The 19,307-nt window shown below is 63.0% G+C and carries 21 protein-coding genes; 15 read left to right on the forward strand and 6 right to left on the reverse strand.

Annotated elements, in window-relative coordinates; all coding sequences use genetic code 11:
* Position 1: 1 nt before the first annotated feature.
* Together ATN38_RS16680 and ATN38_RS16685 are read left to right on the forward strand one after the other, a co-directional pair.
* On the forward strand, positions 2 to 1,660 hold the full coding sequence (locus ATN38_RS16680) for an ABC transporter substrate-binding protein (protein ID WP_218748263.1): 1,659 nt from the start codon (positions 2 to 4) through the stop codon (positions 1,658 to 1,660).
* Entirely contained in the window at positions 1,657 to 2,532 is an 876-nt protein-coding gene (locus tag ATN38_RS16685) for a TIGR03619 family F420-dependent LLM class oxidoreductase (RefSeq protein WP_218748264.1), read from the forward strand. The genes ATN38_RS16680 and ATN38_RS16685 overlap by 4 nt, the downstream gene beginning before the upstream one ends.
* Here the strand turns inward: ATN38_RS16685 and ATN38_RS16690 are convergent.
* Positions 2,523 to 3,083, reverse strand: coding sequence for a TetR family transcriptional regulator (locus ATN38_RS16690; RefSeq protein WP_003941925.1), 561 nt, complete (start codon positions 3,081 to 3,083; stop codon positions 2,523 to 2,525). The two genes, ATN38_RS16685 and ATN38_RS16690, sit on opposite strands and share 10 nt — an antisense overlap.
* A gap of 131 nt (positions 3,084 to 3,214) precedes the next feature.
* Between ATN38_RS16690 and ATN38_RS16695 the strand changes: the two genes are divergently transcribed.
* Entirely contained in the window at positions 3,215 to 4,231 is a 1,017-nt protein-coding gene (locus ATN38_RS16695; RefSeq protein WP_003941940.1) for an ABC transporter permease, read from the forward strand.
* 39 nt (positions 4,232 to 4,270) lie between these two features.
* On the opposite strand, the gene ATN38_RS16700 is transcribed toward ATN38_RS16695, so the two are convergent.
* On the reverse strand, positions 4,271 to 6,202 hold the full coding sequence (locus ATN38_RS16700; RefSeq protein WP_209921315.1) for an acyl-CoA dehydrogenase: 1,932 nt from the start codon (positions 6,200 to 6,202) through the stop codon (positions 4,271 to 4,273).
* Positions 6,203 to 6,261: 59 nt separating this feature from the next.
* The gene (locus ATN38_RS16705; RefSeq protein WP_007735283.1) at positions 6,262 to 6,609 is read right to left on the reverse strand and encodes a hypothetical protein; all 348 of its coding nucleotides are present in this window, start codon (positions 6,607 to 6,609) and stop codon (positions 6,262 to 6,264) included.
* A 110-nt stretch (positions 6,610 to 6,719) separates the two neighbouring features.
* On the opposite strand from ATN38_RS16705, the gene hemL reads away from it, so the two are divergent.
* The 7 genes from hemL to ATN38_RS16740 all read left to right on the forward strand — a co-directional run bounded on the left by hemL (position 6,720) and on the right by ATN38_RS16740 (position 14,613).
* Positions 6,720 to 8,045: a glutamate-1-semialdehyde 2,1-aminomutase gene (hemL, locus tag ATN38_RS16710; protein ID WP_037129903.1), complete on the forward strand. Its 1,326-nt coding sequence runs from the start codon at positions 6,720 to 6,722 to the stop codon at positions 8,043 to 8,045.
* A gap of 66 nt (positions 8,046 to 8,111) precedes the next feature.
* Positions 8,112 to 8,771: a histidine phosphatase family protein gene (locus ATN38_RS16715; protein WP_003941868.1), complete on the forward strand. Its 660-nt coding sequence runs from the start codon at positions 8,112 to 8,114 to the stop codon at positions 8,769 to 8,771.
* A complete protein-coding gene (locus ATN38_RS16720) occupies positions 8,768 to 9,373 on the forward strand; it encodes a TlpA disulfide reductase family protein (RefSeq protein WP_003942071.1) in 606 nt (201 codons plus the stop codon). The genes ATN38_RS16715 and ATN38_RS16720 overlap by 4 nt, the downstream gene beginning before the upstream one ends.
* A 2-nt stretch (positions 9,374 to 9,375) precedes the next feature.
* Entirely contained in the window at positions 9,376 to 10,224 is an 849-nt protein-coding gene (locus tag ATN38_RS16725; protein ID WP_003941906.1) for a cytochrome c biogenesis CcdA family protein, read from the forward strand.
* The gene (locus tag ATN38_RS16730) at positions 10,221 to 11,885 is read left to right on the forward strand and encodes a cytochrome c biogenesis protein ResB (RefSeq protein WP_042453041.1); all 1,665 of its coding nucleotides are present in this window, start codon (positions 10,221 to 10,223) and stop codon (positions 11,883 to 11,885) included. Before ATN38_RS16725 ends, ATN38_RS16730 begins: the two co-directional genes overlap by 4 nt.
* Positions 11,882 to 12,844, forward strand: coding sequence for a c-type cytochrome biogenesis protein CcsB (gene ccsB / locus ATN38_RS16735; RefSeq protein WP_042925635.1), 963 nt, complete (start codon positions 11,882 to 11,884; stop codon positions 12,842 to 12,844). Before ATN38_RS16730 ends, ccsB begins: the two co-directional genes overlap by 4 nt.
* Before the next feature lie 461 nt (positions 12,845 to 13,305).
* Positions 13,306 to 14,613: an AAA family ATPase gene (locus ATN38_RS16740; RefSeq protein WP_370852756.1), complete on the forward strand. Its 1,308-nt coding sequence runs from the start codon at positions 13,306 to 13,308 to the stop codon at positions 14,611 to 14,613.
* Between the two features lie 25 nt (positions 14,614 to 14,638).
* On the opposite strand, the gene ATN38_RS16745 is transcribed toward ATN38_RS16740, so the two are convergent.
* Entirely contained in the window at positions 14,639 to 14,845 is a 207-nt protein-coding gene (locus ATN38_RS16745; RefSeq protein ID WP_003941996.1) for a hypothetical protein, read from the reverse strand.
* A gap of 165 nt (positions 14,846 to 15,010) precedes the next feature.
* Complete coding sequence (locus ATN38_RS16750; RefSeq protein WP_003942029.1) at positions 15,011 to 15,223, reverse strand: BldC family transcriptional regulator; 213 nt, start codon at positions 15,221 to 15,223, stop codon at positions 15,011 to 15,013.
* A 291-nt stretch (positions 15,224 to 15,514) separates the two neighbouring features.
* Here ATN38_RS16750 and ATN38_RS16755 point away from each other — a divergent pair, with 291 nt between their 5' ends.
* Both ATN38_RS16755 and ATN38_RS16760 read left to right on the forward strand, forming a co-directional pair.
* On the forward strand, positions 15,515 to 15,901 hold the full coding sequence (locus ATN38_RS16755) for a DUF4229 domain-containing protein (protein WP_030535490.1): 387 nt from the start codon (positions 15,515 to 15,517) through the stop codon (positions 15,899 to 15,901).
* Positions 15,898 to 17,001, forward strand: coding sequence for a PLP-dependent cysteine synthase family protein (locus ATN38_RS16760; RefSeq protein WP_212633901.1), 1,104 nt, complete (start codon positions 15,898 to 15,900; stop codon positions 16,999 to 17,001). Before ATN38_RS16755 ends, ATN38_RS16760 begins: the two co-directional genes overlap by 4 nt.
* Here ATN38_RS16760 and ATN38_RS16765 read toward each other — a convergent pair.
* A complete protein-coding gene (locus ATN38_RS16765) occupies positions 16,899 to 17,522 on the reverse strand; it encodes a GNAT family N-acetyltransferase (protein WP_063314764.1) in 624 nt (207 codons plus the stop codon). The genes ATN38_RS16760 and ATN38_RS16765 overlap by 103 nt on opposite strands.
* Before the next feature lie 122 nt (positions 17,523 to 17,644).
* On the opposite strand from ATN38_RS16765, the gene ATN38_RS16770 reads away from it, so the two are divergent.
* The 3 genes from ATN38_RS16770 to ATN38_RS16780 are packed head-to-tail and all read left to right on the forward strand — an operon-like array spanning position 17,645 to position 19,260.
* Positions 17,645 to 18,382: a 1-acyl-sn-glycerol-3-phosphate acyltransferase gene (locus ATN38_RS16770; protein ID WP_054828445.1), complete on the forward strand. Its 738-nt coding sequence runs from the start codon at positions 17,645 to 17,647 to the stop codon at positions 18,380 to 18,382.
* A gap of 54 nt (positions 18,383 to 18,436) precedes the next feature.
* The gene (locus ATN38_RS16775; protein ID WP_003941869.1) at positions 18,437 to 18,688 is read left to right on the forward strand and encodes an HTH domain-containing protein; all 252 of its coding nucleotides are present in this window, start codon (positions 18,437 to 18,439) and stop codon (positions 18,686 to 18,688) included.
* Positions 18,689 to 18,693: 5 nt separating this feature from the next.
* The gene (locus ATN38_RS16780; RefSeq protein ID WP_003941949.1) at positions 18,694 to 19,260 is read left to right on the forward strand and encodes a Clp protease N-terminal domain-containing protein; all 567 of its coding nucleotides are present in this window, start codon (positions 18,694 to 18,696) and stop codon (positions 19,258 to 19,260) included.
* Positions 19,261 to 19,307 lie beyond the last annotated feature (47 nt).

Consider the following 19,307-nt stretch of genomic DNA (forward strand, 5'->3'; position numbering starts at 1 on the left):
TATGTACACCAGGAAGATTAGGTTCGGCCCTCGCTTTGTCGCGCTCGGGCTTGCCGGTGCATTGATGTTGGCCGGCTGCGCGTCGAGCAGTGGGGACAACTCGGGATCGGCTTCATCGAGCAGTAGTGGCGCAGCTGGTTTTGTGGGCGCCCCAGATGTGGGGGAGCGGATCGACGGCGGTGTTCTCACCTTCGGGTCCTATGCGTTCCCTTCCTCGTTGGACCCCACGAGAACGCAAGCCGCCGGTTCGACCGGCGGAACCGAAATGGCCGCGATTTACGACACGCTGGTACGCAGCGACTCCACAAACGGGAGCTTCGTGCCACAACTCGCGAAGACACTGTCGAACAACAGCGACTTCACTTCGTACACCGTCACTTTGGCTGATGGCCTCACCTTCAGCGACGGAAGTCCGCTCGACGCGGAAGCGGTGAAGTGGAGTATCGATCGATTCGTGGCAGGCAAGGGTGATGTATCGCAGACCTGGCTCAACATCGTGGATCGGATCGAGACGCCCGACGCCACCACAGTCGAATTCGTGCTCGAGCGGCCCTGGCGTCAATTCCCGGCGCTGTTGTCGCTCGGGCCCGGAATGATCGTTGCGCGAAGTTCAGGGGGAGAGGCAGGGTCGGTTTCAGGAACCGGGGAGGGAGCGTTCACACCGATCGGGGCGGGTCCGTTCACCTTGGCCAAGTTCGCCCCGCACGAAGAACTGGTACTCGCCGCACGCACGGATTATCAGGGCGGTAAACCTCCACTGGACACAGTGCGGTTTGTTCCTACATCGGGCGCGCAGTCTCAGTACGAATCGTTGAAGAGCGGCCAGATCGACATGACGTACATTCTCCGCGACGAGGCCGTGATCGAACAAGCTCTCGACGACGGATACTCGGGTTACCTCAGTCCGACCGGACAGAACGGGATCGGCACGATCAACAACCGTGAGGGCAAGCCCGGGGCCGATGTTCGCGTCCGTCAGGCGATCGCCTACGGGGTGGATCCGGCGGCGGTCAATACCCGGGCGAACAACGGATTGGGCACCGCCAGTTCCGAACTGGTCCCGCAGACGTCACGTTGGTACAACAACACAGCAGGCATTCCGTTCGATCAGGTGAAGGCAAAGGCGCTGCTCGATCAAGCGAAGTCCGACGGGTACGACGGGAAACTCCGCTACCTCACCACCTCGGAGCCGAGCCAACAGGCGACGGCACTGACGGTTCAGGCTTCGCTGAACGCGATCGGTTTCGACGTCACCATCGACTACGCGACCGATGTGACCGATCTGGTTCGACGGGTATACAAGGACCACGATTTCGACATGACCAGAGGTGGCGCTCCGGTCGGAGAAGAAGCGCCGTACCTCAATTTGTACAACAGTATGGCCAGTGATTCGAAGAACAACCCGTCCGGCTTCGCGGACCCGGAGATGGACGCGATGATCACAGCTGTGCAGACGGCATCGACGGACAATGCTGTCCGTGAGGCGATCAGCAAGGTGCAGGAGTACGCCAACGCGACTGTGCCTTACGTGATCTGGGGGCCGGCGTCGGTGTTGACCGCATGGGACGGCAACGTTCACGGCGTCGTTCGCAACATCACCGACATTATGTTCTTGGGCGGCGCTTGGATCTCGCCCAACGGCGAAACGGTGGAACGATGAAGTGGTCCTTGGCGGGTGCGATGATCGACGCGCTGGAACTGTGCGAGTTGGCGCAGGTCGCCGAAGAGGTGGGGTTCGACGGAATCGCGATGCCGGATTCCGTGTTCTATCCGGAGCAGGTGTCGGCGCCGTACCCGTACACTGCTGACGGGAAGCGGATGTGGGCGCCCGAGACGCCGATGCCTGATCCGTTCATTGCCATGGCGGCGATGGCGGCCGTCACATCGCGAATTCAGTTCTACACCAACGTGTTCAAACTTCCACTGTGCGATCCGCTGTTGAATGCCAAGCAGGTCGCGACCATGGCCGTGATGTCGAGGAACCGCGTCGCTCTCGGCGTCGGTTTGTCCTGGATTCCCGAGGAATTCACCTTCACCGGTACCGAGATGCGCACCCGCGGCGCGCGTACCGACGAAGCCATCGAGATCATCAAGGCGGTGTGTGCGGGACGTGGGCCGGAATGGGTCGAATACCACGGCAAGCACTACGATTTCGACGCTCTGATGATCAGTCCTGCTCCGGAGATTCCGGTTCCGATCTACATCGGTGGGCACAGCGAACCGGGGTTGCGTCGTGCAGCCAGGCTGGCTGACGGTTGGATGTCGGTGAACACGACCAAAGCCGAATTAGCCTGCGCCATCGATCGTCTCACGGAATTGCGGGTCGAGTACGGTCGTGCCGATGTTCCTTTCGGCGTCAACGTCTCGCCGACGGATGTTCGTGATCTGGACGGATATCGCGAACTCGAGACTCTCGGAGTCACGGAAATCAGAGTTTTGCCCTGGTATCACTACGGAGTTGACTCCGGTGATCGTCAGGGACGACTCGACTCCGTTCGGCGGTTTGCCGAGGAGGTCATCGCTCAGTACTGATCGATCAGCGTCTGCATCGCCCGGCCGTAGAGTTTTGCCAACTCGTCGCGATCTGCGGACTGGGGGATACTTTCGTCGCTGAGGACGCTCAACAGCCCGGACACCTGGGCGGAGACCAGGAGTGCGCGGGTGTACGCGTCTTCGCCGTCTAGACGAGCGGCGAGATTGGTGGCGAATACTCCGGTCATGTCTCGGAGTCGCTCCCGGATGCGTGGACTGTCCGATGCTCGCATGAGCGCTGTGTACACCGACAGCATCCGGGCGTCGGCCTTGCCCAGGACGAAGGCGGCGATTCGCTCACCGAGGGTGTCGAGTGGGCCGTCGAACTGGCCTTCGAAGTAGTCCGCAACCGGCGTGGTTTCCAGGAACAGTGCTTCTTTGGACCCGAAATGCCGGATGACCAGGGCCGGATCGATTCCGGCAACTTTGGCGATGGCGCGAACTGACGTGCCGCCGAACCCGTGCTCGCCGAACAGTTGGAACGCCGCCGCGCGAATCGCCTCGGATGTCGAGGGTTGCTCCTGCTCTGGCGTGTGCCTCGTGGGTGTCACGACATCGACCTCTGTGCTCGCTCGCCGACCGCGTTGTCAACGGCGTTGACTATAACGTGTCAACGGTGTTGACTGTTGAGTCTGTCAACGGTGTTGACAGCTAGATGCGGTTAGTGAAGAGAGCGTGGAATATGACAGATACCGACGTCCGAGTACCCAGCGAAGAAGTTGTCGATCCGCCGACCAATTGGAAGATGGTGGGCAGTGGACTCGCATTTCCGTTGTTCTTCGTCATCATGTTCTGCCTGTGCTACGTCAGCGCCTTCCATTCGCCGACGCCGAATCAGGCACCGATCGTGGTGGTCGGGTCGCCGTCCGTCACGGCCCCGCTGATCGACGGAATCCAGGCTTCGTCGGGTGACAAGTTCGACATCGTTGCCACAGCCAACGCCGCCGACGCACTCTCTCGGATCGACAACCGCGATGCGATCGGCGCTATCGAGATCGGTGACACCGTGACCGCACATATCGCCACCGGCGCGGGCGCCTCGACGGTTTCCGTGGTGAGCAGCTTGGCGCATTCGGTTGCGGAGCAGACGGGGCAGCAGGTCACGGTGATCGACTCGGCGCCTGTCACGGCGCGCGACTCCTCGACTGTCGGACTCTTCTACTTCCTGATCGTCTGCACCCTCGGTGGCTACCTGACCATCACGGTGCTCAGTCAGGTTGCGCCGAGAATGCGGTTGCGCGAGCAGTATTCGATCCTGGCCGGTGCGGCGATACTCACCCCGCTCATAGCCTTCGGCATCACCAGCATCTTCATGCACGCCTTCGGGGCGTCGTTCGGCCAGATCCTGCAACTGCTGGGAATCTCGATGGTTTACACGTTCACCGTCGGTGCGGTGAGCATCCTGCTCAATCGACTGCTCGGCCAAGCCGCGATCTTCGCGGTGCTGACGGTGCTCGTTTTCATCAACTTCCCGAGTTCGGGTGGTGCCATTCCGGTGTCGTTCCTGCCCGGATTCTGGCAGCACATCCATTCGTTCTGGCTCGGATCGGCAGCCATGGAGCCCATCCGCTCCGTCATCTACTTCAGTGGCAACGGCGCCGGACCGCACCTGCTCGTTCTGGGGATCTGGCTGGTCGCGGCACTCGGCCTGACCGGACTGCTCGCCTCTCGCCAGTCGAAAAAGGCAGCAGCGCACTGAGTGTGGTGGGGCCGGCGATTGCCGACCCCACCCGAACCCTTACTTCAGCCGTACCGCGTCGGTGCCCGGTCCGTCGAGCATCGCGGACCCCAGCAGGATGTCCGGAATGCCGAACCCGTCGATCAGTGTCTCGACGTGGGGGCGCAGGGTGCGGCAACGCTCGTTGATTCCGCGCGTCACGGCCTTCGAACGCTCCACCGACAGATGCCGGTGCTCCATGAACCAGGCCTTGTCCTCTTCGATCACGGACAGTGCGTAGAGATCGCACACCTCGCCGAAGAGTTCCTTCGCGGTCTCGTCCTCACACGAGTCGATGCCGGCGACGAATGCTTCCAGGATGACGCGCTCGATGTGCGCCTGAGCGGCTTTGAGTACGTGGTCCTGCACGAAGTTGAACGCGTCGAACGGGTTCTCCTCGCGCTTCTGCGCTGCCTGCAATCGCCTTGCCGCAGTGGCGATTAGGTACTCTTCGCGGTCTTCGAACATCTTCATCTGGGTGCCGCGGTTGAAGAGGCTGCCGTCCTCTTCGTTGTCCTGGCGAGTGTCGACGATCGTCTGCAGGATCTGCTGCGCTGCCGTGCGTTTCTTGACCACGTCGGAGACCGTCGTAGCGGCGAAGCGCATCCAGTCGACCGGGCTCATGCCGCGGACTTCGTCGGCGTAGGAGGTGAGGAGTTCTTTTGCGACCAACTGCGTCAGAACGTGGTTGTCACCCTCGAACGTGGTGAAGACGTCGGTGTCCGCCTTGAGTGCGGTGAGGCGGTTCTCGGCGAGATAGCCTGCGCCGCCGCAGGCTTCGCGTGCTTCCTGGATGGCCCGAGTGGCATGCCAGGTGTTGGCGGCCTTGAGTCCGGCGGCGCGACCTTCGAGTTCGCGCTGCTCCTGCGGATCCGGGTCGTCGCTGCTCTGGATGTCGTGCATCGCGGCGACGAGTTCGTTCTGTGCGAACTGCAGAGCGTACGAGCGGGCGATCAACGGCAGCAGACGCTTCTGGTGGACGAGGTAGTCCATGATCAGGACTTCGTCGTCACTCTTCGGAGCACTGAACTGCCTGCGCTGCAGGGCGTATCGACCGGCGATGGCCAATCCGACGCGGGCGGCCGCTGCCGCGGAACCACCGACGGTGACACGTCCACGAACCAGTGTGCCGACCATCGTGAAGAAACGACGGTTCGGGTTCTCGATCGCCGAACTGTACGTGCCGTCCTCGGCGACGTCGGCGTAACGGTTGAGTAGATTCTCACGCGGGATGCGGACCTGGTCGAAGACGATGCGGCCGTTGTCGACTCCGGGCAGTCCACCCTTGAGCCCGCAGTCGGACGTCGTGACGCCGGGGAGGTCGTTGCCGGCGTCGTCACGAATCGGCACGACAAAGCAGTGGACGCCCTGACTTTCGCCTCCGGTGATCAGCTGTGCGAACACCGCTGCGACGGTGGCGTGCTGGGCAGCGCCGCCGATGTAGTCCTTGCGAGAGGACGGAGTGGGGGAGTTGACGACGAACTCGCCCGTCTCGACGTCGTAGGTCGCCGTGGTTTCGAGTTCCTGGACGTCGCTGCCGTGACCGGTCTCGGTCATCGCAAAGCAACCGAGCAGGTCCAGATCGATCAGCGGCTTGACGTACGCCTGGTGGTGACGCTCGGTGCCGAGGTTTTCGATGGCGCCGCCGAACAGACCCCACTGGACGCCGGCCTTGACCATCAGTGAGAGGTCGGACATCGCGAGCATCTCGATGCTGGTGACGGCGCCACCCGCGTCGCCCGTTCCGCCGTGAGAGACCGCGAAACCGTTTGCGGCGTACCCGAGATCGGCGAGGACCCGCATCTGTTCGAGAGCCTTGGAGCGCGCAATGGCGGTGTTGGGTGTGTAGTGCGGAGCAAAACGTTCGTCGTTCAATTCGCCGCGAACGCGCTCACGCACCTCCCGCCAGCGTCCGTCGAGTGTTGTCCTGAGGTGGTCCGCTGTGGTGGCCATGGAACCGACGATAGCGCGTAGCGCACCGCGGGCAACCCGGTTCGATCCCAACCTCACATTCAGCAGGAGCCCGCGGCACCCGCTTCGATTCCTTGGCGGAAGAGTTCCTTCTCGCTCTCGGACATAGCCTGGTACGAAGGGTCGTTCTCGACGATCTTCAGGAAGTCGGCGCCCGCCGTCTGGGTCGACGTGTCGCCGCTCTGAACACGCTGCTGAACGTAGACGGACACCGCCGAACACCCGCCGAGAAACGCGGGGTCGGTGCTCGTCGCCGCGGTGGTTCGAGCCGAGTCGGTGGCGCTCGGCGGCGACGAAACTGTCGCCTTGTCGTCGTTCGAAGCGTCCGAACCACACGATGTGAGAAGAATCGCAGCCGAGACCATCAGCGTCGTCAACAGTCGCTTCATGCCCGGAATCGTCTCACGCGGGGCCCGGTTCGACCGGAAAACTCGCCTCGAGCACCGAAGTCCTACACCCTGTCGTTGTCAGATTCGACAGAACTGGGACACTGGAAGCCGTGACTGTGTCTTCCGGTGATCCCGACGTGCATGCAACGAACTCCGCTCGGCTCTTCGAACGTGCCGGCAACGTGATTCCGGGTGGCGTCAACTCGCCCGTCCGCGCGTTCGGTTCGGTCGGCGGAACACCGCGATTCATTCGCGAAGCATCCGGCTACACCCTCACCGACGTCGACGGAAACAACTACGTCGACCTGGTGTCGTCCTGGGGTCCGATGATTCTCGGGCACGCTCACCCGGCAGTCGTCGAAGCCGTTCGCGAAGCCGCGCTCGGAGGTCTCTCCTTCGGTGCGCCGACCGAAGGCGAAGTCGCTCTCGCCGAGGAAATCGTCGCCCGCGTCGCGCCCGTGGAAAAGGTTCGCCTGGTCAACTCCGGAACCGAAGCCACGATGAGCGCAGTCCGCCTCGCCCGCGGATTCACCGGGCGGACCAAGATCGTCAAGTTCTCCGGTTGCTACCACGGCCACGTCGACGCCCTTCTCGCCGACGCCGGATCCGGCCTCGCGACGTTCGGGCTGCCGACCTCTCCCGGCGTGACCGGCGCTCAAGCAGAAGACACCATCGTCGTGCGCTACAACGATCTCGACGCGGTGGCCGCGGCCTTCGCGGCCAATCCCGGCGCCATCGCGTGTGTCATCACCGAAGCTGCCGCCGGAAACATGGGCGCCGTCGCACCGCTTCCCGGTTTCAACGAGGGACTGCGTCGTCTCACCCGTGAGCACGGCGCACTCCTGATCATGGACGAGGTGATGACCGGATTCCGCGTCAGTGCCTCGGGTTGGTACGGCATCGACAACGTCGCAGGCGACCTCTACACCTTCGGCAAGGTCATGAGCGGCGGACTGCCCGCCGCAGCATTCGGCGGCCGCGCCGACATCATGGGCCACCTCGCACCGGACGGTCCCGTCTACCAGGCAGGCACCCTCTCGGGTAACCCCGTAGCCGTCGCCGCCGGACTCGCGAGCCTGCGCGCCGCCGACGCCGAGGTGTACGCCAAGCTCGGCCGGAACGCGACCGCCCTCGGCGACCTCATGACCCAAGCACTCACCGCCGAAGGCGTCGAACACCGAGTGCAGTACGCAGGCACCTTGGTGAGCGTGTTCTTCACCGAGAACACGGTGACCAACTACGACGAAGCCAAAGCCGCGCAGACCTGGCGATTCCCCGCCTTCTTCCACGCACTGCTCTCCCGCGGCGTGTACCCGCCGCCGAGCGCGTTCGAAGCGTGGTTCGTCTCCGCAGCCCTCGACGATCGAGCCTTCTCGATCATCGCCGACGCCATGCCTCACGCAGCCAAGGCCGCGGCTGCTGCCGTCAAGCCCTGAGCAGTTCCAGTTCCAGAACACCCGCACGCTTCCGACATCCATCATCTTCAGCGAGGACCCTCGACTGTGACCGACGCCGATCACCCCGACCACACGTCCACCCGCACCATCGTCCACGTCCTGCGCCACGGCGAAGTACACAACCCGCGCGGGATCCTCTACGGACGGCTCCCGGGTTTCCGGTTGTCGGTGGCGGGCGAAGCTCAGGCTCGTGCGGTCGCGTCGGTGCTCGCCGATCACGACATCACCCACGTGGTCGCGTCGCCGCTGCAGCGGGCACAAGAGACCGCGACTCCGATCGCCGAGGCACACAAGCTCGACATCGTCACGGACGAAAACCTGATCGAGGCAGGCAACGAGTTCGAGGGTCTCAAGGTTGCCGTCGGGGACGGTGCGCTCTCGCGTCCGCGTCACTGGTGGAAACTGCGTGACCCGTTCACCCCGTCCTGGGGCGAGCCCTACCTGCAGATCGCCCATCGCATGCTCGCAGCCGTCAATGCCGCACGCGTCGCGGCAGTCGGACACGAAGCCGTCGTCGTCAGCCATCAACTTCCGGTCTGGACTCTGCGTCGATTCCTGCAGGGCGAGCGTCTCTGGCACGATCCCCGTCACCGTCAGTGTGGACTGGCCTCGTTGACTTCACTGGTCTACGAAGGCGACACCCTGGTCGACATCGTCTACTCCGAACCTGCCGGCGCCTCCGACCCGAGAGTGACAGGAGCATGATTTCGCGCCGCATCGCCGCAGCATTCGCAGCCGCTGCGTCGGCGATGCTTCTTCTCTCGTCCTGCGCGACCGGCGACGACGCCGTCGCACAGGGCGGAACTTTCGACTTCGTCTCACCGGGCGGACAAACCAAGATCTTCTACGATCCGCCGTCCGACCGAGGCACCATCGGCAAGCTCTCCGGGCCCGATCTGATGAACGAAGGTCAGAAGGTCGGTGTCGACGACTTCGAGGGCAAGGTCGTCGTCCTCAACGTCTGGGGTCAGTGGTGCGGACCGTGCCGTGCCGAAGCCGACGATCTGGAACAGGTCTACGAGCAGACCAAGGATTCGGGCGTGCAGTTCCTCGGCATCAACGTCCGCGACGACACCAAGAACAAAGCGCAGGACTTCGTGGTCGACAACAAGGTCTCGTACCCGTCGATCTACGACCCGTCGATGCGTTCGCTGATCGCCCTCGGTGACGGCTACCCCACGTCGGTCATTCCGACGACGATCGTCCTGGACCGCCAGCATCGCGTCGCCGCGGTGTTCCTCCAAGAACTTCTCGCCGAGGATTTGCTGCCCGTCGTCCAGCGAGTAGCTCAGGAAGACGCGCAGTAAAGATGACAACCACGACCACTACGCTGCTGGCCGGCAGCGACACATTGAGTGCCGGTGTGGGCGAAGCGTTTCAGAACGCGGCGTCGTCCGGTCCGCTTCTGCTCGCCCTCGGCGCCTGTGTGCTCGCCGGTCTGGTGTCGTTCGCTTCACCGTGCGTCGTGCCGCTCGTTCCCGGCTACCTGTCCTACCTGGCCGGCGTCGTCGGTGCCGACGCCCCCGCGATCACCGCGGACGAGGCGAGGACCCGGACGATCACCCGGAGCAGTCGCCTGAGGGTGGCCGGTGCGGCCGGACTGTTCGTCGCGGGCTTCACCGTTGTGTTCGTCCTCGCGACCGCGTCGGTATTCGGCGTGATCTCCACGCTGCTCGTCAACCGCGAGGTCCTGATGCGAGTGGGCGGTGTTGTCACCATCGCAATGGGTCTCGTCTTCATCGGGCTGATTCCGGCGCTGCAGAAGGACGTTCGTTTCGAACCGCGTCGCGTGTCGTCACTGGTGGGTGCGCCGCTGCTCGGGGGAGTGTTCGCTCTGGGCTGGACGCCGTGCCTCGGTCCGACATTGGCAGGCGTGATGTCCGTAGCGGCGGGAACCGACGGGATGACGGCCGCGCGTGGTGTCACGTTGATCGTCGCGTACTGCATCGGACTCGGCCTGCCGTTCATCATCTTGGCGCTGGGATCGGCGCGCGCGCTGACCGGCGTCGGCTGGTTGCGTCGTAATGCACGCACCATTCAAATTTTCGGCGGAATCATGTTGGTGGCAGTGGGAATCGCCCTCGTCACCGGCGCGTGGGACCAGTTCGTCGGCTGGGTTCGCGACGCATTTATCTCGGAGGTGACGCTGCCGATATGACAGCTGACGACAATAACGACCACCCGAAACCCGTGCTGCCGAAGCAGTCGGTGATCGGTCGAGTCGTTGCACTCGGGCGCAACACCTGGCGCGGGCTCACCTCGATGCGGACCGCGCTGGTACTGCTGTTCCTCCTCGCGCTCGCTGCGATCCCCGGCGCCCTGCTGCCACAGCGAACCCTCAACGAGGGCAAGGTCACCGACTACATCGCCGCGCGTCCGACGCTCGGTCCGTGGATGGACCGCCTCGAATTGTTCGACGTGTTCAGCAGTTTCTGGTTCACCGCGATCTACGCATTGCTCTTCATCTCGCTGGTCGGCTGCATCCTGCCGCGTTGCGTGGAGCACGCGAAGGCGCTGCGCACCCGTCCGGTGAATGCGCCGCGCAATCTTGCTCGCCTGCCGCACCACACCACGAGCGTTGTGGACGGCGAGACTCCCGACGAACTTGCTGCCCGGGTGTCGAAAGAACTGCGCGGGTGGCGCGTCGAAACGCGTCGCGGCGATTCGAAATCACGACGCGAAGGCGAGATCACCATCTCGGCGGAGAAGGGATACCTCCGCGAGTTCGGCAACCTCGTGTTCCACCTCTCGCTGGTCGGATTGTTGATCGCGATCGCCGCGGGCAAGTTGTTCGGCTACGAGGGCAATCGCATCGTCATCGCCAACGACGGCCCCGGGTTCTGCACGACCTCGCCGGCAGTGTTCGACTCCTTCGTCGCCGGTCTGAGCCTCGACGGCACCGGCATGACCCCGCTGTGTGTACGTGTGAAGAATTTCCAGGCCGACTACCTCGAGACCGGTCAGGCCGAGATGTTCACCTCGGACATCTCGTACCAGGCAGGCGACGACCTCGAGTCCGATACCTGGCGGGACACGACCATCCAGGTGAACCACCCGCTGCGGATCGCCGGCGATCGTGTGTACCTGCAGGGACACGGATACGCGCCGACGTTCACCGTCACGTTCCCGAACGGTGAGACCCGCACCGAGACGCTCCAGTGGCGTCCGGACGACGCCACGACGTTCCTGAGCAGTGGCGCGATGCGCTTCGACCCGCCGGGCGGCATGTATCCCGATGCGGACGAGCGTCGGAAGAATCAGATTGCCATCGAAGGATTGTTCGCGCCCACCGCGCTGTTCCACGGCAACCTGCTGTCGTCGAGCTACCCGGCGATGAACGATCCGGCAGTCGCCATCGACATCTACAAGGGCGACACCGGACTCGATACCGGTAACCCGCAATCGCTGTTCGAACTCAACACCGAACTGATCAATCAGGGCCGACTGGTCAAGCAGGATCGAGTCAATCTGTTTCCGGGGGAGAGCGCGACGCTTGCCGACGGAACCCAGGTGCGATTCGATGGTGCCGTCGACTTCGTGAACCTGCAGGTCTCCCACGATCCCGCTCAGGTGTGGGTGTTGGTTTCGGCGTTGACCATGATGGCGGGCCTACTCGTCTCGCTCGTGATCAAGCGTCGCCGCGTCTGGGCACGTATCTATCCAGATGACGAACGACGTACTGTAGTAGAACTTGGTGGGCTTGCCCGCACCGACCACGCAGGCTGGGGCGACGAGTTCGACCGCCTCGCCGACCGCTTGCTGAAAAGCAATCCGACCACCGCGGTGAACCAACCGCACGCGCAGGAGAACGCCCGATGACAACGAACGAGACACTCGCGCAGTACAGCGACTGGGCCTTCAAGTCCGCCTTCACCGTGCTCGTGCTGGCGTTTGTGCTGCTCATCGTGCAGTACGCGTCGGCCAGAGCAAAGGCGGTCCAGGACAAGGAACTGGTCTCCGCCGGCGGTGTCGACGTGTCCGTGCCTGGCAGGGTCGCGGAGACTCCGAGCAAGTCGCTCTCGGAACGATTCGGCGGAATGGGCCGAGCTGTCCTGGTCGTCGGAACGGTGCTGATCATCGCGTCGATCGTGCTCCGCGGATTTGCGACGGAACGATTCCCGCTCGGCAACATGTACGAGTTCGTGGCGATGGCGTGTGCGGCGTCGTTGCTGGTCGGGCACGTCCTGTTGATCAAGCCGGCGTACCGTCCGATGTGGGTCTTCCTGCTGGTACCGGTTCTGATCTTGATGTTCCTCGCCGGCACGGTCCTCTACGCCGACGCGGCTCCCGTGGTTCCGGCGCTGCGCTCGTACTGGCTTCCGATTCACGTGACGATCGTCAGCGTCGGCTCCGGAATCTTCATGATCGGCGGTATCGCGAGCCTTCTGTTCCTGCTGCGACTGAAGTTCCCGCCCGGTGACGAAGGCACGAGCATCGGTGGCCGGATCGCAGAGCGACTGCCCGATGCCCAGACTCTCGACCGCTTGGCGTACAAGAGCACGATCATCGCGTTTCCGCTGTTCGGCGCCGGCGTCATCCTCGGTGCCATCTGGGCGGAAGCTGCGTGGGGACGCTTCTGGGGTTGGGATCCGAAGGAGACGATGTCCTTCATCGCCTGGGTGATCTACGCGGCCTACCTGCATGCGAGGGCAACCTCCGGGTGGCGGGAGACGAAGGCCGCCTGGATCAACATCGCCGGTTTTGTTGCGATGCTGTTCAATCTCTTCATCATCAACATGGTCGTCTCCGGCTTGCACTCCTACGCGGGACTCACCTGATCCTCTCGAGGTACCGTGGGTGGCTGCCGACCGGTCTGTAGGTATTACCGGTAGGTACGTCAGGGGCGGGCAACAGTTACGATGCAGCTTGGCGAATTACTAGCTGTCTGGTAGCTGTGGGATCGACGAGGGGGAGCGGCGAGATGGCCGACAAGATTGAAGACGCCGGAGCAGGATTGTGGGAGCCGGTGCGCCCTGCCGAGCCGACGCGGCGCGAGCCGCGCGCATCCGCGCCCGAGCCGTCATCGGACTCGGTTCCCAGCGACGTTCGTAGTCTCTTCGTGGCCCCGGTCGACTCCGGGCCGCTCCAGCAAGTCGCCGGCCAGGCGCCCAGTGCACCCGCCGCTCCGCCGCCGACGACGACCCCAGCGGCTCCGGTACCAGGTCCCAAGACTCCGGTCATCCAGTATCCGGCAGCGCAGCCAGGCCCGATCAACGGCCAGTTCTCGACCTCGCCTGCGATGCCGATGCAGACCTACGAACCTACGAATCGTGGAGGGTCGCTTCCGGATTCACGAACTGGCGTTCCGCAGCCTGTTCAGAACCTGCATCCTGTTCAGAATTCGCAGCCCGGCCCGACGGCGCATTCATCCGCGAGACCGCTCCAGCAACCGCAGGCACCTTTTTCGCCCGGCGTCCATCCGCCCAATCCCGCGATTCGGCAGTTCGGTCATCCCGGCGCTGCGCCGGTGCAGAACGGCCACACCCTCCAGAATGGTCAGGCCGTGCCGATGGCCCCGCCGACGGCGCCACCTACTCGCGCTCCGATGCCGCAGACCGGACTCACCTCGGCTCCGGACAGTCGCTTCGAGTCCGCTCTCCCGATGACTGCGCAAGATCTCTCGGCTGCGCTCCTCGTCAAGCGGCCTGTCCGGCCTGCCCCGGTGGGTGGCTGGCGCAAGGCGCTGTACACGTTGTCCGGCCGATCGGTGAACCTCGGAAACGGTGCAAAAGAGCAGCACCTCGTCGAGTTGACGCGCCAGATCAACCAGCCGCTGCAGGGCTGCTACAAGGTTGCGGTGCTCAGTCTCAAAGGCGGCGTCGGAAAGACCACGACCACAGCGACACTGGGGTCGATGTTCGGCTCGATCCGCGGCGATCGCGTCGTCGCTGTCGATGCAAACCCCGACCGGGGAACGCTGAGCCAGAAGATCCCGCTCGAAACTCCGGCAACAGTGCGAAACCTGCTGCGCGACGAGAACAGCATCGAGAAGTACAGCGACGTCCGTGGCTACACATCGCAAAATCGACACCGGCTCGAAGTGCTTGCCTCCGACAGCGATCCAGCAGTTTCAGAGGCCTTCAGCGGTGGGGACTACACGCGCACGGTCGACATGCTCGAGAAGTTCTACAGCATAGTTCTGACCGATTGCGGCACCGGATTGATGCACTCGGCGATGCAGGCCATTCTCGAAGGTGCAGATTCGTTGATCGTCGTCAGTTCCGGTTCCGTCGACGGTGCACGTAGCGCCTCCGCAACACTTGACTGGCTCGACGCTCACGGTTACAGCAGGCTGGTCGCCACGTCCGTGGCTGTCATCAACGCGGTACGGCCTCGCTCGGGCAAGGTTGATCTGCCGCGGGTCGTCGAGCACTTCGAGCAGCGCTGTCGAGCGGTGAAACTGATTCCGTTCGATCCGCATTTGGAAGAGGGCGCCGAAATCGATCTGGACCGGCTGCGTCCAGGTACTCGGGAAGCGGTGCTGGAGTTGGCTGCGGTGGTTGCGCAGGACTTTCCGGCCTCCCCGTTCGCGTTGACGGGGCGGTAATCGGATAGCCGGGCGAGCCCGGACGCTACGTCGACGCGTCAGTCGGCGGTACGTCCGGACCTTCCGTGCGCTTGCGTCGTGTTTGCTGGTTCACATTCCATAGGAATTCGGGATCGTCATCCGGCCCGCGTACACCGCTCACCGGGGTGCGCGTCGACGGATCGGGCCCGAATGCCTTCCACATCAGAACGATCAATGTCACCAAACCCACCAACGCCAACAGATACAACACGGCGCACCTCCTCAGGGAACTGAAGTCGAGCCTACTCAGTCTCCGCCCCGCTTCACCAGAAGTGGTGCGGACAAGCGTTTCGGCTCAGTGCGCTAGTGCTGTATCTGTCGGGTACTGCAAGATCTGTCGGGTACTGCAAAGTGCTTCGAAGTGAGCCGAGTTTGCTCAGTTGTTGTCTGCTTCGGTGGTCAGCGAGCGCAGAAGCTGCATGACCTCGGTCTCACGGAATCGACGATGTCCTCCTGGCGTGCGAAGCGAGCCCAGTCGTCCTGCGTGTGCCCAGCGGGTCACGGTCTTGGGATCGACATGAAACAATGCCGCTACCTGTCCGGGCGTCATGAGTGCGTCTGCGGCGGTATTGAAGGTTGGTGCGCTCATTGTGAGGTCCTCCATGTTGATGTCGAACGTTTGACGAACAGTGATTCCGAACCGAGCAGTGATTCCGAACTTTGGTTCCGAACCGGTGTGTCGACCAGTTGCCAAAAACCTGCGTCGAGTTTGTTTCGAAGTCCTTCGCTCACATTCGACCGTTTTCTGAGTGGTAGCGCAATGTTTGCACAGATATAGCCGGGTAGTCGATCTTTCAAGAAAAAGTAATGTTTAAGTAAAGGACAAAATGGATATAGCGGGCTCGGTCCCACCCGTATTCGGAATGGGTAACCTGAGAGGGTGAGTCAGTTGTCTGAAAACCCCGAAAATGTTCCTTCTGAGCCGGTCAAGGCCAGTAAACCTTCCGCAAACTCTGGGCAAGCAAAGTCGGCTTCCGGGCCGGTGACCAAGGGTCAACTAGCCCGCGACGTGGTGCTGTACTCGGTCGCTCGGCTGCTGCTTGTCGTCGTGATCGGTGCCGTCATCATCGGTGGCGGAAAGCTCGCCGGCACGGACGTTCCCTTGATCGTCGCGGCGCTGTTCGCAGTTCTGATCGCGCTGCCGCTGTCGTTGCTGCTCTTCGCGAAACTGCGCAAGCGTGTCAATGCGGGCATTGCGGCGGTCGACGCCCAGCGTCGGTCCGATCGTGACGATCTTCGCTCCAAGCTGCGCGGAGACGGGCGGTGACCACGGGGTCGCTCGACGTCGACCGTCGGACCTCACGCCAGTGGGTCGACAACGCGGTGCGGTTGATCGAAGCCGACGCGCAACGCAGCGCGGACACTCACCTGCTGCGCTATCCGCTGCCGAGTAACTGGACCGTCCAGCTTTATCTGAAGGACGAGTCGACCCACATCACGGGGAGTCTCAAGCATCGACTCGCACGGTCGCTTTTCCTCTACGCGATCTGCAACGGCTGGGTTACCGAAGAGACCACTGTCATCGAAGCGTCGTCCGGATCGACGGCTGTCAGCGAGGCGTATTTCGCGAAGTTGCTGGGCCTGGATTTTGTCGCGGTGATGCCCGCGAGCACGAGTCCCGCCAAGATCGCGTTGATCGAGGCGCAGGGGGGACGTTGTCATTTCGTGAGCGATCCGTCGTCGATCTACTCGGAATCGCATCGGCTCGCGAGTGAGTTGAACGGTCACTACATGGACCAGTTCACCCACGCCGAGCGCGCGACGGATTGGCGCGGAAACAACAACATCGCCGAATCGATCTTCACTCAGCTCGAACACGAGGAACATCCGATTCCCGACTGGGTGGTCGTCGGAGCCGGGACGGGCGGAACCGGTGCCACGATCGGCCGCTTTCTTCGTTACCGGAAATTCGACACGGGGCTGTGCGTGGTGGACCCGGAGCACTCCGTGTTTTTCGACGCGTGGCGAGCGAGCGATCCGTCGATCGTCGGTACTCGAGGTTCCCGGATCGAGGGCATCGGCCGTCCGCGCGTCGAACCGTCGTTTGTCGGTCAGGTGGTCGACCGAATGATCAAGGTGCCGGACGCAGGCTCGATCGCGGCCGCACGGCACGCCAGCACAGCCCTGGGGCGCAAAGTGGGCGGCTCGACGGGGACGAACCTGTGGGGAGCTTTTGCGTTGATTGCCGAAATGATGGCGGCCGGGCGCAGCGGCAGCGTCGTCACCCTCCTGTGCGACGGCGGAGAGCGTTACTCGGGGACGTACTACAACGACGAATGGGTGGCGTCGGAAGGGATCGACCTGCTCGGTCCGACGGCAGTGCTGGACGAGTTCGTCCGTTCGGGTGCGTGGACGGCCAGTTCCTGAATCGCCGGCGCCGGACCGTGTGACGGGCGGCTCATCGTCACCCGCGGCCAGGCGTCCAGCCCGGACGACTGCTCGTCCGTTCTGATGCGTATCAGGCCGGGAGAGAGCGTGTTCTCGGCCAGACGCACGAACCCGAGTCGCTCGTAGTACGGCGCGTTCCACGGAACGTCGACGAACGTCGTCAGAGTCACGAGATCGTGGTGATGGTCCGCCGCCCATTCGGTGACGGCGTCGATCAGCTGAGCTCCGAGGCCTTTGCGGGCATGATCGGGGTGAACGGAGACCTGTTCGATATGCGCACCGCCGTCCACGATCTCGACGAGCGCGTACGCAACGGGTACGTCGTTTGCGTCGGTCTGAACCCAGATGTGCTCGGCTGCGAGAAAATCGTTCAACTCGTCGAGCGTCGGCGGTGGATCGTCTGCGATGGCGTCCATCCCGATGTCTCGGAACGGTTCGCCCGCGGCGATCTCGATCTGTTGCAGTGCGGGTAGGTCGGTGGATATGGCCGAGCGGATCACAGAAACCGTTTTACCTCGAGAGTGGAGTTTCTCCCAGCGCCACGCCTTCTGTAACGCAAACCTACGCAACCGTAGGTTGTGTATCGTTTGGTCAAGGGGCACTTCTCCAGCGAGGGCGGACCATGGGCAATCCTGAAGTTTCACTCGACAATTACGAGGCTGTGTACGAGTACTACCGCAGTCATCAGCAGAACCGATTCGTGGCGAAGCTCGCTTATGCCGCATTGGCGCTGAAGTACCGCCCGCGAGTGAGGTACGCGCCGGGTGCGGAAGCTGCGCTGAAGACTCTGCTGGAACGTAAGACGCAGTTGGTCGTGGCGGTCAATCATCTGACCGAGAGCGACCAGTTCACGCTCGCCGCGACCGCGTGGCGTACTCCGTTGCGTCGAGTGATCGGACGGACCCGGGTCCTCGCCAAAGACGAACTCTTCGTTGATCCTTCACAGCGCAAGAAGGTCGACATGATGGGCAGCATCCCGGTTTTTCGCAGCAAGAACTACGGCCTCCGGGCTGTTTCGGATGCCGGCCGAGTGATGATGGACGTCGCGGCCGAGCGTCTGGGCAACGGGGATTGTCTGGCGATTTTCCCGGAAGGGACGTGCAACACCGAAGATCCGACGCGGTTGCAGCACGTCAACAGTGGAATCGGCCACATCATCGCGCGCGCCGAGAAATTGGGATGCTCACCGGCTCTGGTGTCGATCGGCATCAACTACGGTCCGGTGGCCGGCGACGTCAAGGCTGCGAGTGTCTTTGTCGGAATGCCGGTGACCGAACTTCCGGACAAGCCGATGGATATCGCCCGAACTGTGCAGGCGGATTTGCAGGTGGCAGTGAACGGGGCCGTCGCCGGATACTAGGCGCGCCTGTCAATTTTGGTTGACAGATTCCGGTTGTCAACCTAAATTGACATCATGACCGAAGCAACCTCTCTCGCTGCTGCCGCCGGTAGCCCGGATCCCACCGAGGGATTGCGTGCTGTTCGAGCGCTGCGTCGTCTACTCGAAAAACTCGAGGCCATTCAGGTCGCCAATGCGCGCCGTCACGGATGGTCCTGGCAGGCGATCGCGGAAGCTCTCGAGGTCAGCCGTCAAGCCGTCCACAAGAAATACGCGTCCGCGCAGTCGGAATCGATGCTGCGTTCACTGCGCGAGAAGGGCAGGTAATTGCCATGTTCGAAAGGTTCTCCGCACAGGCTCGAGGCGTCGTTGTCGATGCTGTCGCCGGCTCCGGTCCTGTCACGCCGATGGAACTTCTGACCGCGCTGCTCACCTCTGATCGGGGCATCGCCACCGAGGTGCTCACCGAGTCTGGTGTCACGCTCGACGTGATCCGCCACGCCGGCGCCGGATCGAACGAAGGTAGCTCCAACAATTTCGACGACGACGCCGAGATACTCAAGTCGATCGGCATCGATCTCGATGCGGTTCGGGAGAGTCTCGAGCAGTCCTTCGGCGAAGGTGTGCTGGACGAGACTCCTGTGCCGGACGGCGTCGACACTTCTCGCAAGAGCCGATTCGGGTTCCCTCGTTCACGATTCGAGAAGGACTCCAAGAAGGTGTTGGAACTCTCGCTCCGTGAAGCGCTCGCGCACAAGGACAATCGAATCGGTGCCGAACACATCCTGCTCGGCATCCTGCGTGTCGCCGACGGGCCTACCCGTCAGGCCCTCGAAACGCAGGTCACGATGTCGGTGATCCGTGAGCGCTTGGAAGCGAAGATGAATCGCGCCGCCTAGATTCGGCACGGCTCCGCATGCACGGGGCGGGATGTGCCAGCATTCAG

Source organism: Rhodococcus sp. FH8 (assembly GCF_019266085.1).
Classification (GTDB): Bacteria; Actinomycetota; Actinomycetes; order Mycobacteriales; family Mycobacteriaceae; genus Rhodococcus_F; species Rhodococcus_F qingshengii.